The organism is Mycobacterium sp. 852014-52144_SCH5372336, assembly GCF_001665615.1.
Classification (GTDB): domain Bacteria; phylum Actinomycetota; class Actinomycetes; order Mycobacteriales; family Mycobacteriaceae; genus Mycobacterium; species Mycobacterium neumannii_A.
Genome location: NZ_LZSW01000067.1, coordinates 74,800 through 89,909 on the forward strand (window position 1 = coordinate 74,800; position 15,110 = coordinate 89,909).

17 protein-coding genes are annotated in these 15,110 nt (G+C 68.2%); 11 read left to right on the forward strand and 6 right to left on the reverse strand.

What is annotated here, in order from left to right:
• Positions 1-31: 31 nt before the first annotated feature.
• Genes A5759_RS25130 through A5759_RS25140 form a run of 3 tightly spaced genes read left to right on the forward strand, consistent with a single transcriptional unit; the run spans position 32 to position 3,041 of the window.
• A complete protein-coding gene (locus tag A5759_RS25130) occupies positions 32-838 on the forward strand; it encodes a glutaminyl-peptide cyclotransferase (RefSeq protein WP_082693565.1) in 807 nt (268 codons plus the stop codon).
• Between the two features lie 37 nt (positions 839-875).
• Positions 876-1,877 (forward strand): tocopherol cyclase family protein, encoded by a 1,002-nt coding sequence (locus A5759_RS25135; protein ID WP_082962278.1) that lies wholly within the window; start codon positions 876-878, stop codon positions 1,875-1,877.
• Between the two features lie 36 nt (positions 1,878-1,913).
• Positions 1,914-3,041, forward strand: coding sequence for an FAD-dependent oxidoreductase (locus tag A5759_RS25140; RefSeq protein ID WP_068202148.1), 1,128 nt, complete (start codon positions 1,914-1,916; stop codon positions 3,039-3,041).
• 39 nt (positions 3,042-3,080) lie between these two features.
• Here the strand turns inward: A5759_RS25140 and lipE are convergent, their stop codons facing one another.
• The 4 genes from lipE to A5759_RS25160 all read right to left on the reverse strand — a co-directional run bounded on the left by lipE (position 3,081) and on the right by A5759_RS25160 (position 5,795).
• On the reverse strand, positions 3,081-4,319 hold the full coding sequence (gene lipE, locus A5759_RS25145; protein ID WP_066810886.1) for a lipase LipE: 1,239 nt from the start codon (positions 4,317-4,319) through the stop codon (positions 3,081-3,083).
• Positions 4,316-4,798, reverse strand: a complete 483-nt coding sequence (locus A5759_RS25150) for a peroxynitrite isomerase (RefSeq protein WP_068202150.1) — start codon at positions 4,796-4,798, stop codon at positions 4,316-4,318. The genes lipE and A5759_RS25150 overlap by 4 nt, the downstream gene beginning before the upstream one ends.
• Before the next feature lie 9 nt (positions 4,799-4,807).
• Positions 4,808-5,296, reverse strand: coding sequence for a hypothetical protein (locus A5759_RS25155; protein WP_094292756.1), 489 nt, complete (start codon positions 5,294-5,296; stop codon positions 4,808-4,810).
• A 100-nt stretch (positions 5,297-5,396) separates the two neighbouring features.
• Positions 5,397-5,795, reverse strand: coding sequence for a heme-binding protein (locus A5759_RS25160; protein ID WP_064395909.1), 399 nt, complete (start codon positions 5,793-5,795; stop codon positions 5,397-5,399).
• Between the two features lie 306 nt (positions 5,796-6,101).
• Here A5759_RS25160 and A5759_RS25165 point away from each other — a divergent pair, with 306 nt between their 5' ends.
• Both A5759_RS25165 and A5759_RS25170 read left to right on the forward strand, forming a co-directional pair.
• A complete protein-coding gene (locus A5759_RS25165; protein ID WP_231984741.1) occupies positions 6,102-6,509 on the forward strand; it encodes a VOC family protein in 408 nt (135 codons plus the stop codon).
• 14 nt (positions 6,510-6,523) lie between these two features.
• Entirely contained in the window at positions 6,524-7,372 is an 849-nt protein-coding gene (locus A5759_RS25170) for a rhomboid family intramembrane serine protease (RefSeq protein WP_064395911.1), read from the forward strand.
• A gap of 6 nt (positions 7,373-7,378) precedes the next feature.
• Here A5759_RS25170 and A5759_RS25175 read toward each other — a convergent pair whose 3' ends face one another.
• Complete coding sequence (locus tag A5759_RS25175; RefSeq protein ID WP_082962283.1) at positions 7,379-9,289, reverse strand: potassium transporter Kup; 1,911 nt, start codon at positions 9,287-9,289, stop codon at positions 7,379-7,381.
• 86 nt (positions 9,290-9,375) lie between these two features.
• Between A5759_RS25175 and A5759_RS25180 the strand changes: the two genes are divergently transcribed.
• On the forward strand, positions 9,376-10,200 hold the full coding sequence (locus A5759_RS25180) for a hypothetical protein (protein ID WP_231984742.1): 825 nt from the start codon (positions 9,376-9,378) through the stop codon (positions 10,198-10,200).
• Here A5759_RS25180 and A5759_RS25185 read toward each other — a convergent pair.
• On the reverse strand, positions 10,193-10,852 hold the full coding sequence (locus tag A5759_RS25185) for an O-methyltransferase (RefSeq protein WP_066846479.1): 660 nt from the start codon (positions 10,850-10,852) through the stop codon (positions 10,193-10,195). The genes A5759_RS25180 and A5759_RS25185 overlap by 8 nt on opposite strands.
• Before the next feature lie 54 nt (positions 10,853-10,906).
• Here A5759_RS25185 and A5759_RS25190 point away from each other — a divergent pair, with 54 nt between their 5' ends.
• From A5759_RS25190 to A5759_RS25210, 5 genes are read left to right on the forward strand one after another with little or no spacing between them, the layout of a single operon-like run.
• On the forward strand, positions 10,907-11,872 hold the full coding sequence (locus A5759_RS25190) for a DUF4129 domain-containing protein (RefSeq protein ID WP_068202154.1): 966 nt from the start codon (positions 10,907-10,909) through the stop codon (positions 11,870-11,872).
• Complete coding sequence (locus A5759_RS25195; RefSeq protein ID WP_068202156.1) at positions 11,869-12,354, forward strand: hypothetical protein; 486 nt, start codon at positions 11,869-11,871, stop codon at positions 12,352-12,354. Before A5759_RS25190 ends, A5759_RS25195 begins: the two co-directional genes overlap by 4 nt.
• Before the next feature lie 8 nt (positions 12,355-12,362).
• Positions 12,363-13,316: a MoxR family ATPase gene (locus A5759_RS25200; protein WP_068202188.1), complete on the forward strand. Its 954-nt coding sequence runs from the start codon at positions 12,363-12,365 to the stop codon at positions 13,314-13,316.
• Positions 13,313-14,563: a DUF58 domain-containing protein gene (locus A5759_RS25205; RefSeq protein WP_068202160.1), complete on the forward strand. Its 1,251-nt coding sequence runs from the start codon at positions 13,313-13,315 to the stop codon at positions 14,561-14,563. Before A5759_RS25200 ends, A5759_RS25205 begins: the two co-directional genes overlap by 4 nt.
• Positions 14,560-14,982, forward strand: a complete 423-nt coding sequence (locus tag A5759_RS25210; RefSeq protein WP_156617025.1) for a hypothetical protein — start codon at positions 14,560-14,562, stop codon at positions 14,980-14,982. The genes A5759_RS25205 and A5759_RS25210 overlap by 4 nt, the downstream gene beginning before the upstream one ends.
• Positions 14,983-15,110 lie beyond the last annotated feature (128 nt).

The following is a 15,110-nucleotide window of genomic DNA, read 5'->3' on the forward strand; positions in this document are numbered from 1 at the left end:
GACGCCCGCGCATCCGGTAGGCATGTGACCTATGTATGCCTCGCTGATCCGGCGTGCGGCCGCGGTCCTGCTCGCGGTCGCGACGGTGTCGTGCGGCGGCTCGTCGCCGCCCGCCCAGAGCGACACACCCGCCCCGTCGGGATCTGCGCCCGTCATCGAACCCGTTGTCCTCGAGGAGATTCCGCACGACATCACCGCGTGGACGCAGGGCCTCGAGCTCGACGGCAACATCCTCTACGAAGGCACGGGCATCGTGGGCCAATCACAGGTACGCGAGCTCGACCCGGCCACCGGTGCGGTGCGGCGCGCGGCACCGGCCCCGAACAACTACTACGGCGAGGGCATCACCGTCGTCGGCGACCGTATCTGGGAGCTGACGTGGCGCAACGGGGTGGCGGTGGAATGGGACAGGGCCACCCTGACCCCAGTGCGAGAGGCGGCGGTCGACGGGGAGGGCTGGGGTCTGTGTCACGACGGTGACCGGCTGGTCCGCAGCGACGGCACCGACCGGCTGCGATTCCACGACCCGGCGACCTTCGCCGAGACCGGCTCGGTGGCCGTCACCCGCGACGACCAGCCGCTGCGCAATCTCAACGAGCTCGAGTGCGTCGACGGCCAGGTCTGGGCCAACGTCTGGCACTCCGATGAGATCGTGCGCATCGATCCGGCGACGGGCAGGGTCAACACCGTCGTCGACGCCGCCGGGCTGTGGCCCGGTCAGGGCGACGACCGGGAGAAGGTGCTCAACGGCATCGCGCACGTCGGCGGCGACGAATACCTGCTGACCGGCAAGTTCTGGCCGTCGATGTACCGGGTTCGGCTCGACCCGCCGGGCTGAGGGTTTGCACCGCGGCCGAACCGTCAACGTAGCGGTCATGACCGCTCTCGACACCACCAGGGACGCGACGCGGCTCGTCGCGGGGCCCATCGCAGGCGTCTATCGGCGCACCGGCGCCGATCTGCCCTTCGGCGATCCGCTGACCTCGCACGGCACGGAGATGGAGGGCTGGTTCTGGCGCCTGACCGATGCCGCGTCGGGACGCGCCGTGGTGGCGTTGTTCAGCGTCAACCAGCATCCCGACGGCGACTGGGCGACCACCGCGGTGGCGTTGCACCCTGGCGAGCGGGTGTACAGCGCGGCGTTTGACGGCGCCCACGCCGGCGCGGACCCGTTTCGGCTCGACGCTTCCGACGGACGGTTCCACGCGACATACGACCGGCTGCATGCCGACCTTCCCGGCGTGCGCGTCGACATGCGTTTCGACGACCCGATCCGCTGGCCCAAGGCGCTGGCCGGCGGCGGGCTCGCCTCGGTCATACCGTTCCTCAACCAGTACTGGCATCCGTACCGGCTCGGTGGATCCGCCACCGGCACCGTCGAATTCGGCGGTGAGCACTGGGAGTTCGACCGCGCCAAGCTCTACACCGAACGCAACTGGGGCGCGGGCTTCCCACAGCGGTGGTGGTGGGGTCAGGCACACGACTTCGGCGACGCCGACGTCTCGGTGGCGTTCTCCGGTGGACTGCTCGCGCTCGGACCGCTCAAACAGGATGTGGCAGGCGTCGTCGTCCGGCTCGAAAACAAGGTGCTGCGCTTGACCCCGCCGACGGCCTGGGTGCGCTCGGACATCGGCGACGGTACGTGGCGGCTGCGCGCGACGTCGCTTCGGTACCAGATCGAATTGCACGGCGACGGTACGCATCTCGATCCGCATGTACTTCCGGTGCCCCTGCCCGCCGAGCGGCGCAACGTCGACACCGACTTTGAACACCTCGCAGGCAGGTTGCGCTGCGTTGTCAGGGATTTCGGCAGGGTGATCTTCGACGGGGAGTCCGAGATCGCGGGTCTGGAGGTCGGCAGCCTGCCCGGTGACTAGGGTGAGGTGAATGCGACTGGGCAGGATCGGCGGACGGTGACGCGTCCTCGGGTGGTCGTCGCGGGCCTCGGCGACAGCGGCGTGCTGACCGCGATCAAACTCGCCCGGCACGCCGACGTCGTCGGTGTCTCCGCCAAACCTGGACTGCTCAGCGGCCAGGAACTCGGCATGCGCATCAGCAGGCCGCAGGACTGGGCCCGCTACAACTGGATTCCGTTCCACCGATTCCGCGGACTCGACCACGTCCGCACCGTGCACGGCACGCTGACCGGGCTCGACCGGGCGGCCAGAAAAGTGTTCGTCGAGACCGCCGCCGGCGGCACTGTCGCCGAACCCTATGACGCCCTGGTGATCTCGACCGGGGTCAGCAACGGCTTCTGGCGGCAACCGCATCTGCAGTCGGCCGACGAGATCACCACCGAACTCGGTGCGGCACACCAGCGACTGGGATCGGCGCGGTCGGTGATCGTCATCGGCGGTGGCGCCGCCGCGGTCAGCAGCGCCGCCAACCTCGCCAAGGTGTGGCCCGACAAACGCGTCGACCTCTATTTCCCTTCAGAGCGTGCCCTTGTGCACCACCACCCGCGGGTGTGGCAGCAGATCAGCCGTCAGCTGACCGGCCTCGGCGTCGGCCTGCACGCGGGCCATCGTGCGGTGCTCCCGGACGGCTTCGCGTGCGACGAGATCACCGACGCACCGGTGCAGTGGAGTACCGGGCAGCCGGCGGCGTCGGCCGACGCGGTGCTGTGGGCCATCGGCCGGGTCTCACCCAACACGCAGTGGCTGCCGCCCGAGTTGCTCGACGAACACGGCTTCGTGCGTGTCACCCCCGAACTCCGGGTGCCCGGCGCGCCCGGTGTATTCGCCGTCGGCGACGTCGCCGCGACCGACCCGCTGCGAAGCTCGGCCCGCAACCGCGCCGACGGGCTGCTCGCCCACAACATCCGCGCCCACTTCGGCGGCAAACCGCTGCGCGCCTACCGCCCCGCGAGCCGGCGGTGGGGTTCGGTGCTCGGACCGCAGGCCGACGGGCTCGAGGTGTTCACCCCCAAGGGGCAGGCGTTCCGATTCCCCGGCTGGTCGATCGACCGCGTGCTGATGCCGTGGATCGTCTGGCGCGGCTTCTACCGCGGCGTGCGCTCGGATTCTTCCCGCCGAACCTGAAGATATGCCGCAAGCTGCGGTGATTTCTCGAGCAGAAGTTCAGTTTCGAGGCAGCGCCGACGTGATCGTGTCCAGCAGGGCCCCGTACCGGTTGGCCTCGCGATGGGGGCCGGGCTTGCCGCTGCTGATCACCCCGGCGGCCAAACTGCGCTGCGGATCCGCCCATACCGCGATGTTGGTCAGGCCCGTATGCCCGAACGCGGCGGGGGCATTGCGACCGAACGGCCCGAACCGCTTCGACCCGAGCATGAAACCGGTGCCCCAGCGCAGCGGCGCCAGCCCGACCGCGACGTCGGGGCGCAGCCGCCGGGCTTCGGCGGTCGCATTGCGCAGGGTCTCCGGCGCCATGATGCGTACGCCGTCGAGTTCGCCGCCGCGTCGCAGCAATTCGGCGAACCGCGACAGCTCGTAGGCCGTGGAGACCGTGTTCGACGAGGGCAGCACGCTGGTCAGGTACTGCGGGCTGTTCGAGAACGGGATGATCTTGTACATTGAGCCGCCGACCGCCAAGCGGAACACCGTGGCGGCGGGCTGAGGGAGCTCCTTGCCGGTGGCATGGCTGGGTGCGACCAACGGAACGTCTTGTGCCGCAACGCCGTAATTCGTCCACCGGAAACCCAGCGGTTCGAGGATCTCGGTCGCCAGGATGTCGCGGATGTTGCGTCCGGCCGCGGCGCCGACGATCTCGCGCATCAACGGACCCCAGGTCAGTCCGTGGTAGATGTGCACGAGGCCCGGCCGATACAGCGGTTTGAGCTCGCCGAGCTTTTCCCGGGTGTACTCGCTGTCGTCCATGCGCCGCAGATCCGGGCGCGGCCCGGTGTGGATCGGGATGCCCGCGCTGTGGGTCATCACATGCCGGATCGTGGTGCGGTGCTTGCCGTGGCTGGTGTAGCTGGGCAGGTACTCGCAGACGCGGTCGTCGAGAGAGAAGACGCCGCGCTCGACGAGCATGTGCACGACCGTCGTCGTGATCGCCTTGGCCGCCGAGTACGCGCAGAACGGTGTCTCGGTGGTGACGGGCACCTTCTCGGTATCGGGTGGGTCGGTGGGACCGTTGCCCCATCCGTGTCCGATCGCCCGGTTCAGCACGACCTTTCCGTTGTGCCGCAGGCATATCTGGATGGCGGGATGCATCCCGGCCTCATACCAGTGGCGTGCGGCCTGCCAGATGCGTTCGATCGCCACGGGGTCGACGTTCGAGTGGTCTTCCTCGCCGACCGCGGTCACGGCGTCGAGATCGTCGGGCACTCGTATCCTGCCGTCAGGCGCGGTCATTCGGCCGCCCTGTGCAGGGTCGCACCCAGGTGGTGTTGCAGCGGCTGACCCATCGCGGCCATCCGCAGCGTGTAAACCAACTCGTCGCCGTCGACGCGGATCGAACGACCCAGCGCAACAACATTTTTCGCGGTGGAGGTGAGCCCGATCGAGGTCGCGGTCAGGTCGAGCTCGATGACTGCCCCGTCGACCACGAGGGTGCCCTCCTCGATCTCGGTGATCCCGTTCGGATGGGCCAGCACCCATTCGGCGCGTCCGGGCGACGGCACCCGCAGGTAACCCGTTTCTCCGTGCAGCGGCCGGCAGTCGTCGGCGGTGGTCTTCTGCCGGTACGTCAAGAACGGTTTGCCGACATGGTCGAATGCGATCTGCTCGTGGTATCCGAAGGGTTGGATCGTGGGGTAGGAACCGGCGCCCCGTCCGGACCAGACGCCGAGCAATGGGCGCAGCACGGCGACGTCGGGGTGTAGGTCGGCCACCCGGCCAGGCTAGCGGGGCCCGCCGCTCAAGATGCCCTTGCCGATGAACGACCCCAGTTGCCCGAGCAGGTCGGTGGGGGAGGCCTGCGGAGGCGGCGAGGCGTTGGTCTGCTGCCAGGGCTGGCAATCACGCGTGGTGAATGCGGTGTCGGTCGCCTCGATGCGCACCACCTGGGGCTTCTTGGTGAGCGCGTTGTCGGGGACCTGGTCGTTGTTGACCCGCTTCCAGTAGCAGGCGCCGTCGTCCACGGGGCCCGCCGACGAGTACGTACCCGGCAGAATCTGGGTGCCGACCTGGTAGGTGCCGTCCTTGTCGATGGAGGTCAGGGGCCCCGCGGGGGGCGGCCCCGGTGCGGAGGACGGGCCCGGCGCGGCGGACGGTCCGGGAGCCCCCGGATCGGGATGATGCGGCTCATCCGGTTGGGCCTGCGCGACACCCAGCCCGCCGAGGGCGAGGAGCGCCGTCGCGGCAACGGCGGCCAGTCGCGGCAAAGTCATGCGAGCCAGTCTAAACGGACAGCGGGCATGGGAAGGAAAAAACCCGTCGCCGCAGCACGGAGCTGCGGCGACGGGCTTTGTGCATCTGAGGTCGACCGGATTAGCCGGCCATGAACTCGTCGTAGGCCGACGCCAGCTCCGGCGACAGCGCCTGGACGTTGCAGGTGCGCTGCACGTCGCCGATCGGCGCGAGGATGCCGCGCAGGTCGTAGTACTCCTGCGGGTTGGCGTTGAAGTACCCGCGCAAGGTGGCCGACGCTTCGTTGCGAGGCTGGCCGAACGCGGTGGTCACGGCCTGGTTGGCACCCGGATGGGCGTCCAGGTACGAACGTGCCTGACCCGTCACATTGCTGACGGTGCCGGACACGGCGCTTGCGCTGCAGTCCGGTGCGGCCATCGCCGACGGCGCGGCGATGGTTGCTGCGGCCAGGCCGCCGAGCAGGCTGGCGGCACAGGCGCCGGCGATCTGCCGACGCGCGGCGATACCACGGATTTTCATATCGTTTCTTTCCTTCATTGCGTTTGTCGCTGATTCCCCCGCCCCCGAAAACCAAGGTACCCAAGGCAAACGAGCACAAACGCCGCCGCGCAACCCGGAAACGGACCACATGCAGGCGTTACACCGCACCGGCGTGATCTGTACCGCAATATCACAGGAATTCGATAAGCGTGCGACCAGAAACTTCGATAACTCTGAGAATTAGCTACCGATCTTTAATTGATCGTGATCTGCATGGTGACCGAATCGTTATCCAACGCGGATGGGTGGAGCGTCGAACACAGGGCTGAACATAAGGTGGTCCCTGTGAAGCTGGATCTGCTGAGCCCCGGCGTCGAAGTCGGCCTCGTCACCACGAACCGAGACGAGATGGTCGCCTTCTATGAGGGCTTCCTCGAGCTCGAACCCCAGGGCGAGATCGAGTTTCCGGGCGGTTCGCAGCGGCGGTACTCGCTTGGCGGCAGCGTGGTCAAGCTGGTGACCTACGAGTCGCCGCCGCCGCAACCGGTTACGACCGGTGGCGGCCGGGCGCAGGCCGGGATCCGGTATTTCACGGTGGGCGTGAAGAACCTGCGCGGCATCGCCGAGGAATTCGCCGCCGCCGGGTACGACGTCGTCGAACCGCTGACCGAGTTCGCGCCGGTGCCGGGTATGGGCTGGATGTTCGTCGCCGACCCCGACGGCAACTGGATCGAAATGTTCGGAACGCTGTGACCGGCTCCCAACCCATGTCGACCCCTCCGGTGACGCCGACGTGCTACCGCCACCCCGATCGGGTGACCTATGTGCGCTGCGCACGGTGCAACCGCTACATCTGTCCCGAGTGCATGCGGGCGGCATCGGTCGGGCATCAGTGCGTGGAATGTGTGAACGCCGGCGCGCAGCAGGTTCGGCAGGTGCGCACCCAGTTCGGCGGCGTCGCGACGGCCAAACCGATGGTCACTTACGTGCTGATCGCCGCGAACGTGGTGATGTTCGTGCTGCAGATGGCGGTGCCCGGTTTCCAGCGCGAACTCGTGCTGCAGTCCTTCGCCGTGGCCGATGGAGAGTTGTACCGCCTGATCACGTCGGCGTTCCTGCACTACGGGCCGGCCCACATCCTGCTCAACATGTGGGCCCTCTACGTGGTCGGCCCGCCACTCGAGGCGGCGCTGGGCCGGTTGCGGTTCTCGGCCCTTTACCTGCTGAGCGCGCTCGGTGGATCCGTCCTCGTCTATCTGCTGTCGTCGCCCGTGGCGCAGACCGCCGGAGCGTCGGGCGCGATCTTCGGGCTTTTCGGGGCGATATTCGTGGTGGGCAAGCGGTTGAACATGGACGTGCGATGGGTGGGCGCGATCATCGCGATCAACTTGGCGTTCACGTTCATCATCCCGCTGGTGAGCTCGCAGAACATCAGCTGGCAAGGTCACCTCGGGGGGCTCGTCACGGGTGCCGCGATCGCGACGGCCTACGTGTATGCGCCGCGCGGCTCGCGCAACATGGTCCAGGCGGGGGCCAGCGCGGCAGCGCTCGTGGTCTTCGCGGCGCTGATCTGGTGGCGCACCGTCGATCTGCTGGCGTCGCTCGGTCTGGCCTGAAACCCGCTACAGCTGGATGCGGGAGCCGACGATCACGGTGCGGTCCAGCGGCAGGCCGAAGTGCGCTGCGGCGTCGGCGGTGATGTGCGACGTCGCGATGAACAGTCGTTTGCGCCACGGCGCCATGGTCGGGGCGTCGCCGGGAAATACTTCGAGCTTGGACAAGAAGTAGGACGCGTTGGCCAGGTCGACCGGGCCCTCGGTGTCCGCGGGATCGAGCAGGGCCAGCGCCCGCGGCACGTTCGGCCGTTCCATGTAACCGAACCGCGCGACGACGTGGACGATCCCGTCTCGGGTGTAACCGAGGTCGTCGTGCGTCATCCGCTCGGCGTCGGGCACGCGCGGCACGGTCTCGGTCTCGACGGAGACGATGAGCACATGCTCGGCCAGGACGCGGTTGTGTTCGACGTTGGTCCGCATCGCCAGCGGCGCGGTGTGCTGGCTGCGGTTCAGGAACACGGCGGTGACCGGTATACGCATCAGCGGCGGTTCGCAGTGCGACAAGTCCGCGACGAACTCACGCAGCGGTCCTTCGGCGCGTTCGCGCGCTGCGGTGATGACGGCGCGCCCGCGTTGCCAGGTGGTCATCACCGTGAACGCCGCCACGGCGATGGTCAGCGGTAACCACGCGCCGTGCACCAGCTTGGTGAGGTTGGCGCCGAAGAACATCAGGTCGACCACCAGCAGTGCACCCGCGCCGGGCACCACCACCCACAGCGGCCACCGCCACCGTGTGCGCGCGTAATAGAAGAACAGCGTCGTGGTGATCGTGATGGTGCCCGTAACCGCCATGCCGAACGCGTAGGCCAGCGACGCCGAACTGCGGAAGGCGAAGACCAGGATCAGCACTCCCAGCAGCAGCGCGCCGTTGATCCACGGCACGTAGATCTGCCCGATGGTCGACGCCGAGGTGTGCTCGATGCGCAGCCGCGGCAGGTATCCGAGGCGCGCGGCCTGCGAGGTCACCGAGAACGCGCCCGTGATGACGGCCTGTGAGGCGATCACCGTCGCGGCGGTGGCCAACAGCACCATCGGGACGCGGGCCCACTCCGGTGCCAGCAGGAAGAACGGGGCCGCCACCGTCGACTCGTCGCCCAACACCAGCGCACCCTGGCCGAAGTAGTTCAGCGTGCAGGCGGGCAGGACGAGCCCGAGCCACCCGAAAGTGATTGCCCGCCTGCCGAAGTGGCCCATATCGGCGTAGAGCGCCTCGGCACCCGTCACCGCCAGCACGATCGCCGCGAGCGCGAAAAAGCCGATGTGGAAGTGTTCGGTGATGAAGGTCAGTGCGTAGGTCGGCGACAACGCCTTGAGGATCTCCGGATGCCCGGTGATGCCACGCACCCCGCATAGCCCGATCGCGACGAACCACAGGATCATCACCGGGCCGAAGAACCGTCCGATGGTGGCGGTGCCGCGGCGCTGAACCGAGAACAGAGCGACGATGATCACGGCGGTGACCGGAACGACGAAGTCGGCCAGCTCCGGGTCGATCACTTTGAGGCCCTCGACCGCCGACAACACGGAGATCGCCGGCGTGATCATGCTGTCGCCGAAGAACAGCGCGGCGCCGAACAGACCCAACGCGGCCAGCGTCGCCGTCACCCGTCGCCCGCGCCGGCCGGTCCACCGGCGCAACAGCGTGATCAGCGCCATGATCCCGCCCTCGCCGCGGTTGTCGGCCCGCATCACCAGCGTCACGTAGGTGAGCGTCACGATGATCATCACCGACCAGAAGATCAGCGATACGACGCCGTAGACGTGGCTGTGAGCGACGGGCACGGGATGAGGATCGCGCGGATTGAACACCGTCTGGATCGTGTAGATCGGGCTGGTGCCGATATCGCCGAACACCACGCCGAGCGCGGCGATCACCACGGCCGGCCGCAGCGACGTGGTACCCGGCGCTGCTCGCATTCGATGATCATCGCCGAGCATGGGCGCGTTCGCGGCGGATCGGCAGAGCGGCAATGCGGTCCGGTGCGCTTTGGGAGGATGAGTATGTGGCCGACGACGCGCTCGACGAACTTTATGCCGCCAAACTCGAGGACTTCACCGCGCTGCGCACCAAGCTCGCCGGTGAGGCGAAGAAACGTGGCGACGCCGATGCGGCCAAGCAGATCTCGGCCGCACGGAAGCCGACGACCGCTGCATGGGTGGTCAACCGGCTAGCGCTCGCCGACGAGGACGTCACGCAACGCCTGAAGGGTCTCGGTGAACGGTTGCGCGACGCACACGCGGCAATGGATGGTGAGCGGATCCGGGAGCTGTCGGCCGAACAGCGTCGGCTGGTCAACGATCTGACCCGTACCGCGTTCGAGGAGGCGGAGCTCAAGCGTCCGACGGGAGCGCTGCACGACGACGTCACCGGCACGCTGCAGGCCGCCATCGCCGACCCCGATGTCGCGGATCGGCTCGGCCGGCTGACCAAAGCCGAGGAATGGTCCGGATTCGGCGAGTTCGGCGACACCGCAATTGTTTTCAGCCCCACAACGAAAAGCAAGCCGAAGCGCGAACCCGAGCCCGCGGAGCCGCGCGACGAAGGACGCGACGGCAAAGCCGCGGAGGCGAGCAGGCGACGACAGCAGGCGCGCGCCGAACTGGCTGCCGCCGAGCGCGCGAGGGCCGAAGCCGACGACGCACTGTCCGAACTGCAGTCCGACCTGGCCGCCGCGCGTCTGCGCCACCAGGACGCCCGACGCCGGTTGCAGGAGGCCGAGCGCGGCCTGACCGCCGCCGAGGACTCCTACGACAAGGCCAAGCAGGCCTCGCGCGAAGCCGCCGCCGCGGTCAAGGACGCCAAGGCGCGGCTGCAGCGCGTTAAGTGACTGCGCGGCAACTGATCTCCATGCTGTCGCTCTCCCGTGCCGGGATCGGTACGCTGACGTAGCCGTTAGCCGGGTCGCGAACGTAGTCGAGATACGGCACCAGTTCGTCCATCGACGTGTTGTCCGCGACGACCAGTGCGCCCGGCGTCAGGCGCGGTTCCAGCAGCTCGAGCACCGGCACATACAACTCCTTCCAGCCGTCGAGAAGGACGAAATCGACTGTGCCGGCCAGGGTTTGCAGCGTATGCAGCGCATCGCCGGCTAGCACCGTGATCACGTCGTCGAGACCGATGTCGACGAACGTCTTCGTTGCCGCGGCGACCTTTGCCGCGCTCAGTTCAGTGGTGACGACGCGGCCCCTTCCGTTGTCCCGCACCGCCGCGGCCAGGTGGATCGCGGACAGGCCGAGGGACATGCCGAACTCGACTACGGTGGCGGGTTTAGTCGCCCGCACCAGCGCGTACAGCAGCCTGCCGGCCTCCGGCGTCACCGGCAGATAGAAGTCGCTGAGAGCGTCGGCACGCTCCTGCGGCGTCGCCTCCGACAGGCGGGCGAAGTCGGCGCGCCGAAGTGCCTCCATCTGATACCGCGCTTCGGCGTACATCCGGTCGATCGCCCCGGCGACGTGGGACTCGTGCAGTGTGATGGTCATAGTTGTCGAACGTATCGGGCCGGCGGCCGTTCGTGTCAGGATGACCATAGGGCCATGGGGACTGCCGGCACGTCGACTCGACGCGTGATCGCGGTGATCGCGCTCATGGTGCTTGCGGCCTTGGCGTTGCGGGGCTACGTCCCCGGCGTGGAGCGGACCGCCGAAGAGCCCGGGCAGCGCCAGAGCAACCCGCTGGCGTTGGCGGCGGTCATCGTGTTGCTGTGCGCGGCGGTGGCGATCATCGGTCTCGCGATCATCGTGCGGATGCGGGACAACCGGCCACTGCCGGCGCCGGCCGGGAGCCTGCCTCGGGACCGACGGCCCGGCGACCGGCCGTCGTGGCGGTTCACTCTCGTCGCATTGGCCGCGCTGATCGGGTTGGTGTTCCTGGTCTTACTTCTATCCCGGCTGTCGCTCCCGGTGCCGACCGAAGAGGTGCCGCCGGCCGCCACACCCGACACGTCCGTTCGCGGCGACCCCGACGACTCCGTCTCACCGCGTCCGGACGAGGACGACGCGGCCGACGGCAACGTCGTGAACTACCTGATTCCCCCGATACTTCTGTTGATGGCGCTGATCGTCGTCGGTACGGCGGTCGCGTCGCGGCGACAGGGGCGCCCCCCGACTTCGGCCGACATCGTCGAGGCGGTGGACGAGCCCGTGGTGCCGACGACCACGACATCTCTGGCCAGGGCCGCCGAGGTCGGCCTCGCCGAGATCGGTGACCTGAGCCGCGAACCGCGCGAGGCGATCATCGCCTGCTACGCCGCGATGGAACGCGAACTGACGAGGGTCCCCGGCGCAGCGCCGCAGGCGTACGACACCCCGACCGAGGTGCTCGCGCGTGCGGTCGCCAGCGGGGCGTTACGCTCCGACAGCGCCACCGAACTCGTCGAGTTGTTCGAGGAGGCGAGGTTTTCGCCACACGTGATGAGCGAGCGGCACCGTGACGCCGCGGTGCAGGTGCTCAACCGGGTGCTGAGCGAACTACCGCAGCGCACGACGGGGGTCGCGTCGTGAGAAGGCTTGTGGCCGCGGCGTTTCTGTTGGTTGTGGGTGCGGAGCTGATCGCGGTCACCAGCCGTGATCGTGAGCTGATCCTGATCGTTTCCGGCATCGCGCTGGCGCTGGCATTGCTCGGCCTGCGGTGGCAGCTGGCCCGTGAGGCCGAAACCGGCGACGTCGACACACCTTCCGACGATGCCGCAGAGTCGTTGCGTCGCTGGCGATCACGCACCGAGACCCTGATCAGCCGTGCGGAGGCCACCCGCACCGACTGGGACAGACACTTCAGGCCCATGCTCGCGCGGCAGTTCGAGTTGGCGACCGGCCAACGGCGCAACCGCAACCGATCCGCCTACCACGCCACCGGTGAGATGCTGTTCGGCCCGGAACTGTGGGGTTGGGTCAACCCCGAGAACGTCGCCAAACGCGGGACCGAAGAACCCGGACCCGGCAGGGCGACGCTCGATGAGATCCTGCAACGGTTGGAGCGGGTGTGACGACAGGACTGCCTGCGGCGGCCACCACCGCGAACTGTGAAGCGGTGCTCGACGAGATCGGGCGGGTGGTGGTCGGCAAACGCGATGCGCTGGCGCTGATCCTGACGACCGTGCTGGCCGGGGGACACGTGCTGATCGAGGACCTGCCGGGTCTCGGCAAGACGCTGATCGCGAGGTCCTTCGCGGCGGCGCTCGGACTGGAGTTCAAACGCGTGCAGTTCACCCCCGACCTGCTGCCCGCCGATCTGCTCGGCTCGACGGTGTACGACATGCAGTCGGGCCGTTTCGAATTCCGTCGCGGCCCGATCTTCACCAATCTGCTTCTCGCCGACGAGATCAACCGCACACCGCCGAAAACACAGGCGGCGCTGCTCGAAGCGATGGCGGAGAGCCAGGTGAGCATCGACGGCGCGACGCACCCGTTGCCTGCCCCGTTCATCGTGTTGGCGACCGACAACCCGATCGAGTACGAGGGCACCTACCCGCTGCCCGAGGCTCAGCTGGACCGCTTCACGATCCGGCTCGAACTGCGGTACCTCTCCGAACAGGAAGAGGCGTCGATGTTGCGCCGCCGCATCGACCGCGGCTCCGCCGAACCGACGGTCGCTCAGGTCGTAGACGCCCACGATCTCGTCGCGATGCGGGAGTCGGTGGAACAGGTCACCGTGCACGACGATGTGCTGCGTTACGTGGTGTCGTTGGCTGCCGCCACCCGAAACCACCCGCAGATCGCGGTGGGCGCCAGTCCCCGCGCCGAACTCGATCTCGTCCAGCTGGCCCGCGCCCGCGCGCTGCTGCAGGGTCGTGACTACGTCGTACCCGAGGATGTGAAATCGCTTGCGGTTCCGGCAGTCGCGCATCGGATCACCTTGCGACCGGAGATGTGGGTGCGCCGAGTCCGTGGCAGCGATGTGGTCGACGAACTACTGCGGCGGCTACCGGTGCCGCGGACCGACCCGTGATCGAGGTCCGCTGCACCGTGGCCGAGTTAGGCTGGCGCGCTTCACCTCTGACGCGGGCGCTGCTGACCTGTGCGGTGGTGGCCATGGCTGTGGCGGTGCTCGGGTCGCGCTGGGAGCTCATCGCGTTCGCCGCGCCGCTTCTCGGGGTGCTGTGTTCGGTCGGGTGGCAGCGCGCGGTTCCCACGGCGCGAGTGTGCGCCGATCCCGGCGTCCACCGTTGCTTCGAAGGAGAGCCGGCACGCATCACGATGTGGGCCGAGGCCGGGAACGAGTCGGTGAGGCTGCTGAGCGGTTCCGTCGACGGGATGACGCTCGAGGTCGCTTCGCGGGAAACATCAAGGCAAACCGTGGTGGCGACCGCGCAGCGCTGGGGCCGTTATCCGCTGCAGGCACACCTGACGGTCGCGGCGCGGGGCGGTCTGGTCGAGGGGACCGGGGTGGTCGACGCCGCGGACGTCTTCGTGTTCCCGATGGCGCCGCCGCAGTCGACGGCGGTCCCGCGCACCGAGTTGCTCGATCGGCTGGGCACTCACCTGACCCGGCACATCGGCCCCGGTGTCGAGTACGCCGACGTGCGCCGGTATGTGCCGGGAGATCAACTGCGCACGGTGAACTGGGCGGTCAGCGCGCGTCGGGGCAGCCTGCATGTCACCGAAAGGCTGACCGACCGCGCCGTCGACGTGGTCGTGCTGATCGACAACTACGCCCAGCCGGCGGGTCCCGCGACCGAGGCCACTGAGCGCACGGCACGCGGCGCGGTGCAGGTGGTGCAGAGCGCGCTGCGCAGCGGCGACCGGGCGGGCATCGTCGCGCTCGGTGACCGGCATCCGCGGTGGTTGAGCGCGGACATCGGCCGAAGGCAGTTCTATCGGGTGCTCGACGCGATGCTCGGTGTCAGCGGTGGCTACGACACCACGTCGGGCACTCTGGCGCCGCGCGCCGCGGTGCCCCCGGGCGCGATCGTCGTCGCGTTCTCGACGATGCTCGACACCGAGTTCGCGCTGGCGTTGATCGACCTGTGCAAGCGCGGCCACACCGTTGTGGCGGTGGACGTCTTGCAGGGTGCGCCGTTCGAGGAGGGATGCGACGCGTTGGTGGCGCGGATGTGGGCGCTGCAGCGCTCTTTCATGTATCGGGACATGGGCACCGTCGGTGTGGACATCGTGGCGTGGCGCGAGGACGACACGCTCGACCAGGCCATGCAGCTGGTGCCCCAGCACCGCAGACCGGTGCGGAGGCGACGGTGAATCGCGCGTTGGCCACAGGGTTCGGTTTCGTCATGGTGGCGGCCGCCGCGCTGTCTGCTGACGATGCGGCGTTGGTTGTATGTGGTGTTTCGGTAGCGATGGTGGTGCTGGGCAACGTGTTTCGGGTAGCCGCCACGTTGGCGGTGTTGTCGACGGCCGCGGCGATCGTGGTGGCATCGGCGAGTCCAGTGCTGGCAGCGCTGTGTGGATTGTCCGGTGCGGCGTATCTGGTGTTGCGGCATACCGCCGATGTCACCGTGCCTACTGTTGGTGGGGCACTGGGGTTTACGGGCATCGCTTTGGCGGCGGTGCTGCTGTCACCGGAGCTGCCATGGGTCCCGCTGGCGGCGCCGATTGCGGTGTTGGCGGTCGTCGTGCTCGCGACGCGGCCGTTCTGGTTGGGCACATCGCGGCAGTGAACCGTACGCCAGACGTTGCGGCGACGTAGTCCCGACTTGTCGGTGGGCGATTGTCTTGAGTCAAGAAGTTGGCAGGGTTTTGCTGTCGAGGTAGGCCTGTTTGGGGGTTCGGTCGGCTAGCGCTTGGT

Excerpts from the sequence above, each read along its gene's own strand:
- A5759_RS25175 (WP_082962283.1), bottom strand. The coding sequence starts at position 9,289 with ATGCGAGCAGCGCCGGGTACCACGTCGCTGCGGCCGGCCGTGGTGATC.
- lipE (WP_066810886.1), bottom strand. The coding sequence starts at position 4,319 with ATGACCGCGCCTGACGGCAGGATACGAGTGCCCGACGATCTCGACGCC.
- A5759_RS25170 (WP_064395911.1), top strand. The coding sequence starts at position 6,524 with ATGTCGACCCCTCCGGTGACGCCGACGTGCTACCGCCACCCCGATCGG.
- A5759_RS25135 (WP_082962278.1), top strand. The coding sequence starts at position 876 with ATGACCGCTCTCGACACCACCAGGGACGCGACGCGGCTCGTCGCGGGG.
- A5759_RS25185 (WP_066846479.1), bottom strand. The coding sequence starts at position 10,852 with ATGACCATCACACTGCACGAGTCCCACGTCGCCGGGGCGATCGACCGG.
- A5759_RS25130 (WP_082693565.1), top strand. The coding sequence starts at position 32 with ATGTATGCCTCGCTGATCCGGCGTGCGGCCGCGGTCCTGCTCGCGGTC.
- A5759_RS25160 (WP_064395909.1), bottom strand. The coding sequence starts at position 5,795 with ATGAAAATCCGTGGTATCGCCGCGCGTCGGCAGATCGCCGGCGCCTGT.
- A5759_RS25155 (WP_094292756.1), bottom strand. The coding sequence starts at position 5,296 with ATGACTTTGCCGCGACTGGCCGCCGTTGCCGCGACGGCGCTCCTCGCC.
- A5759_RS25190 (WP_068202154.1), top strand. The coding sequence starts at position 10,907 with ATGGGGACTGCCGGCACGTCGACTCGACGCGTGATCGCGGTGATCGCG.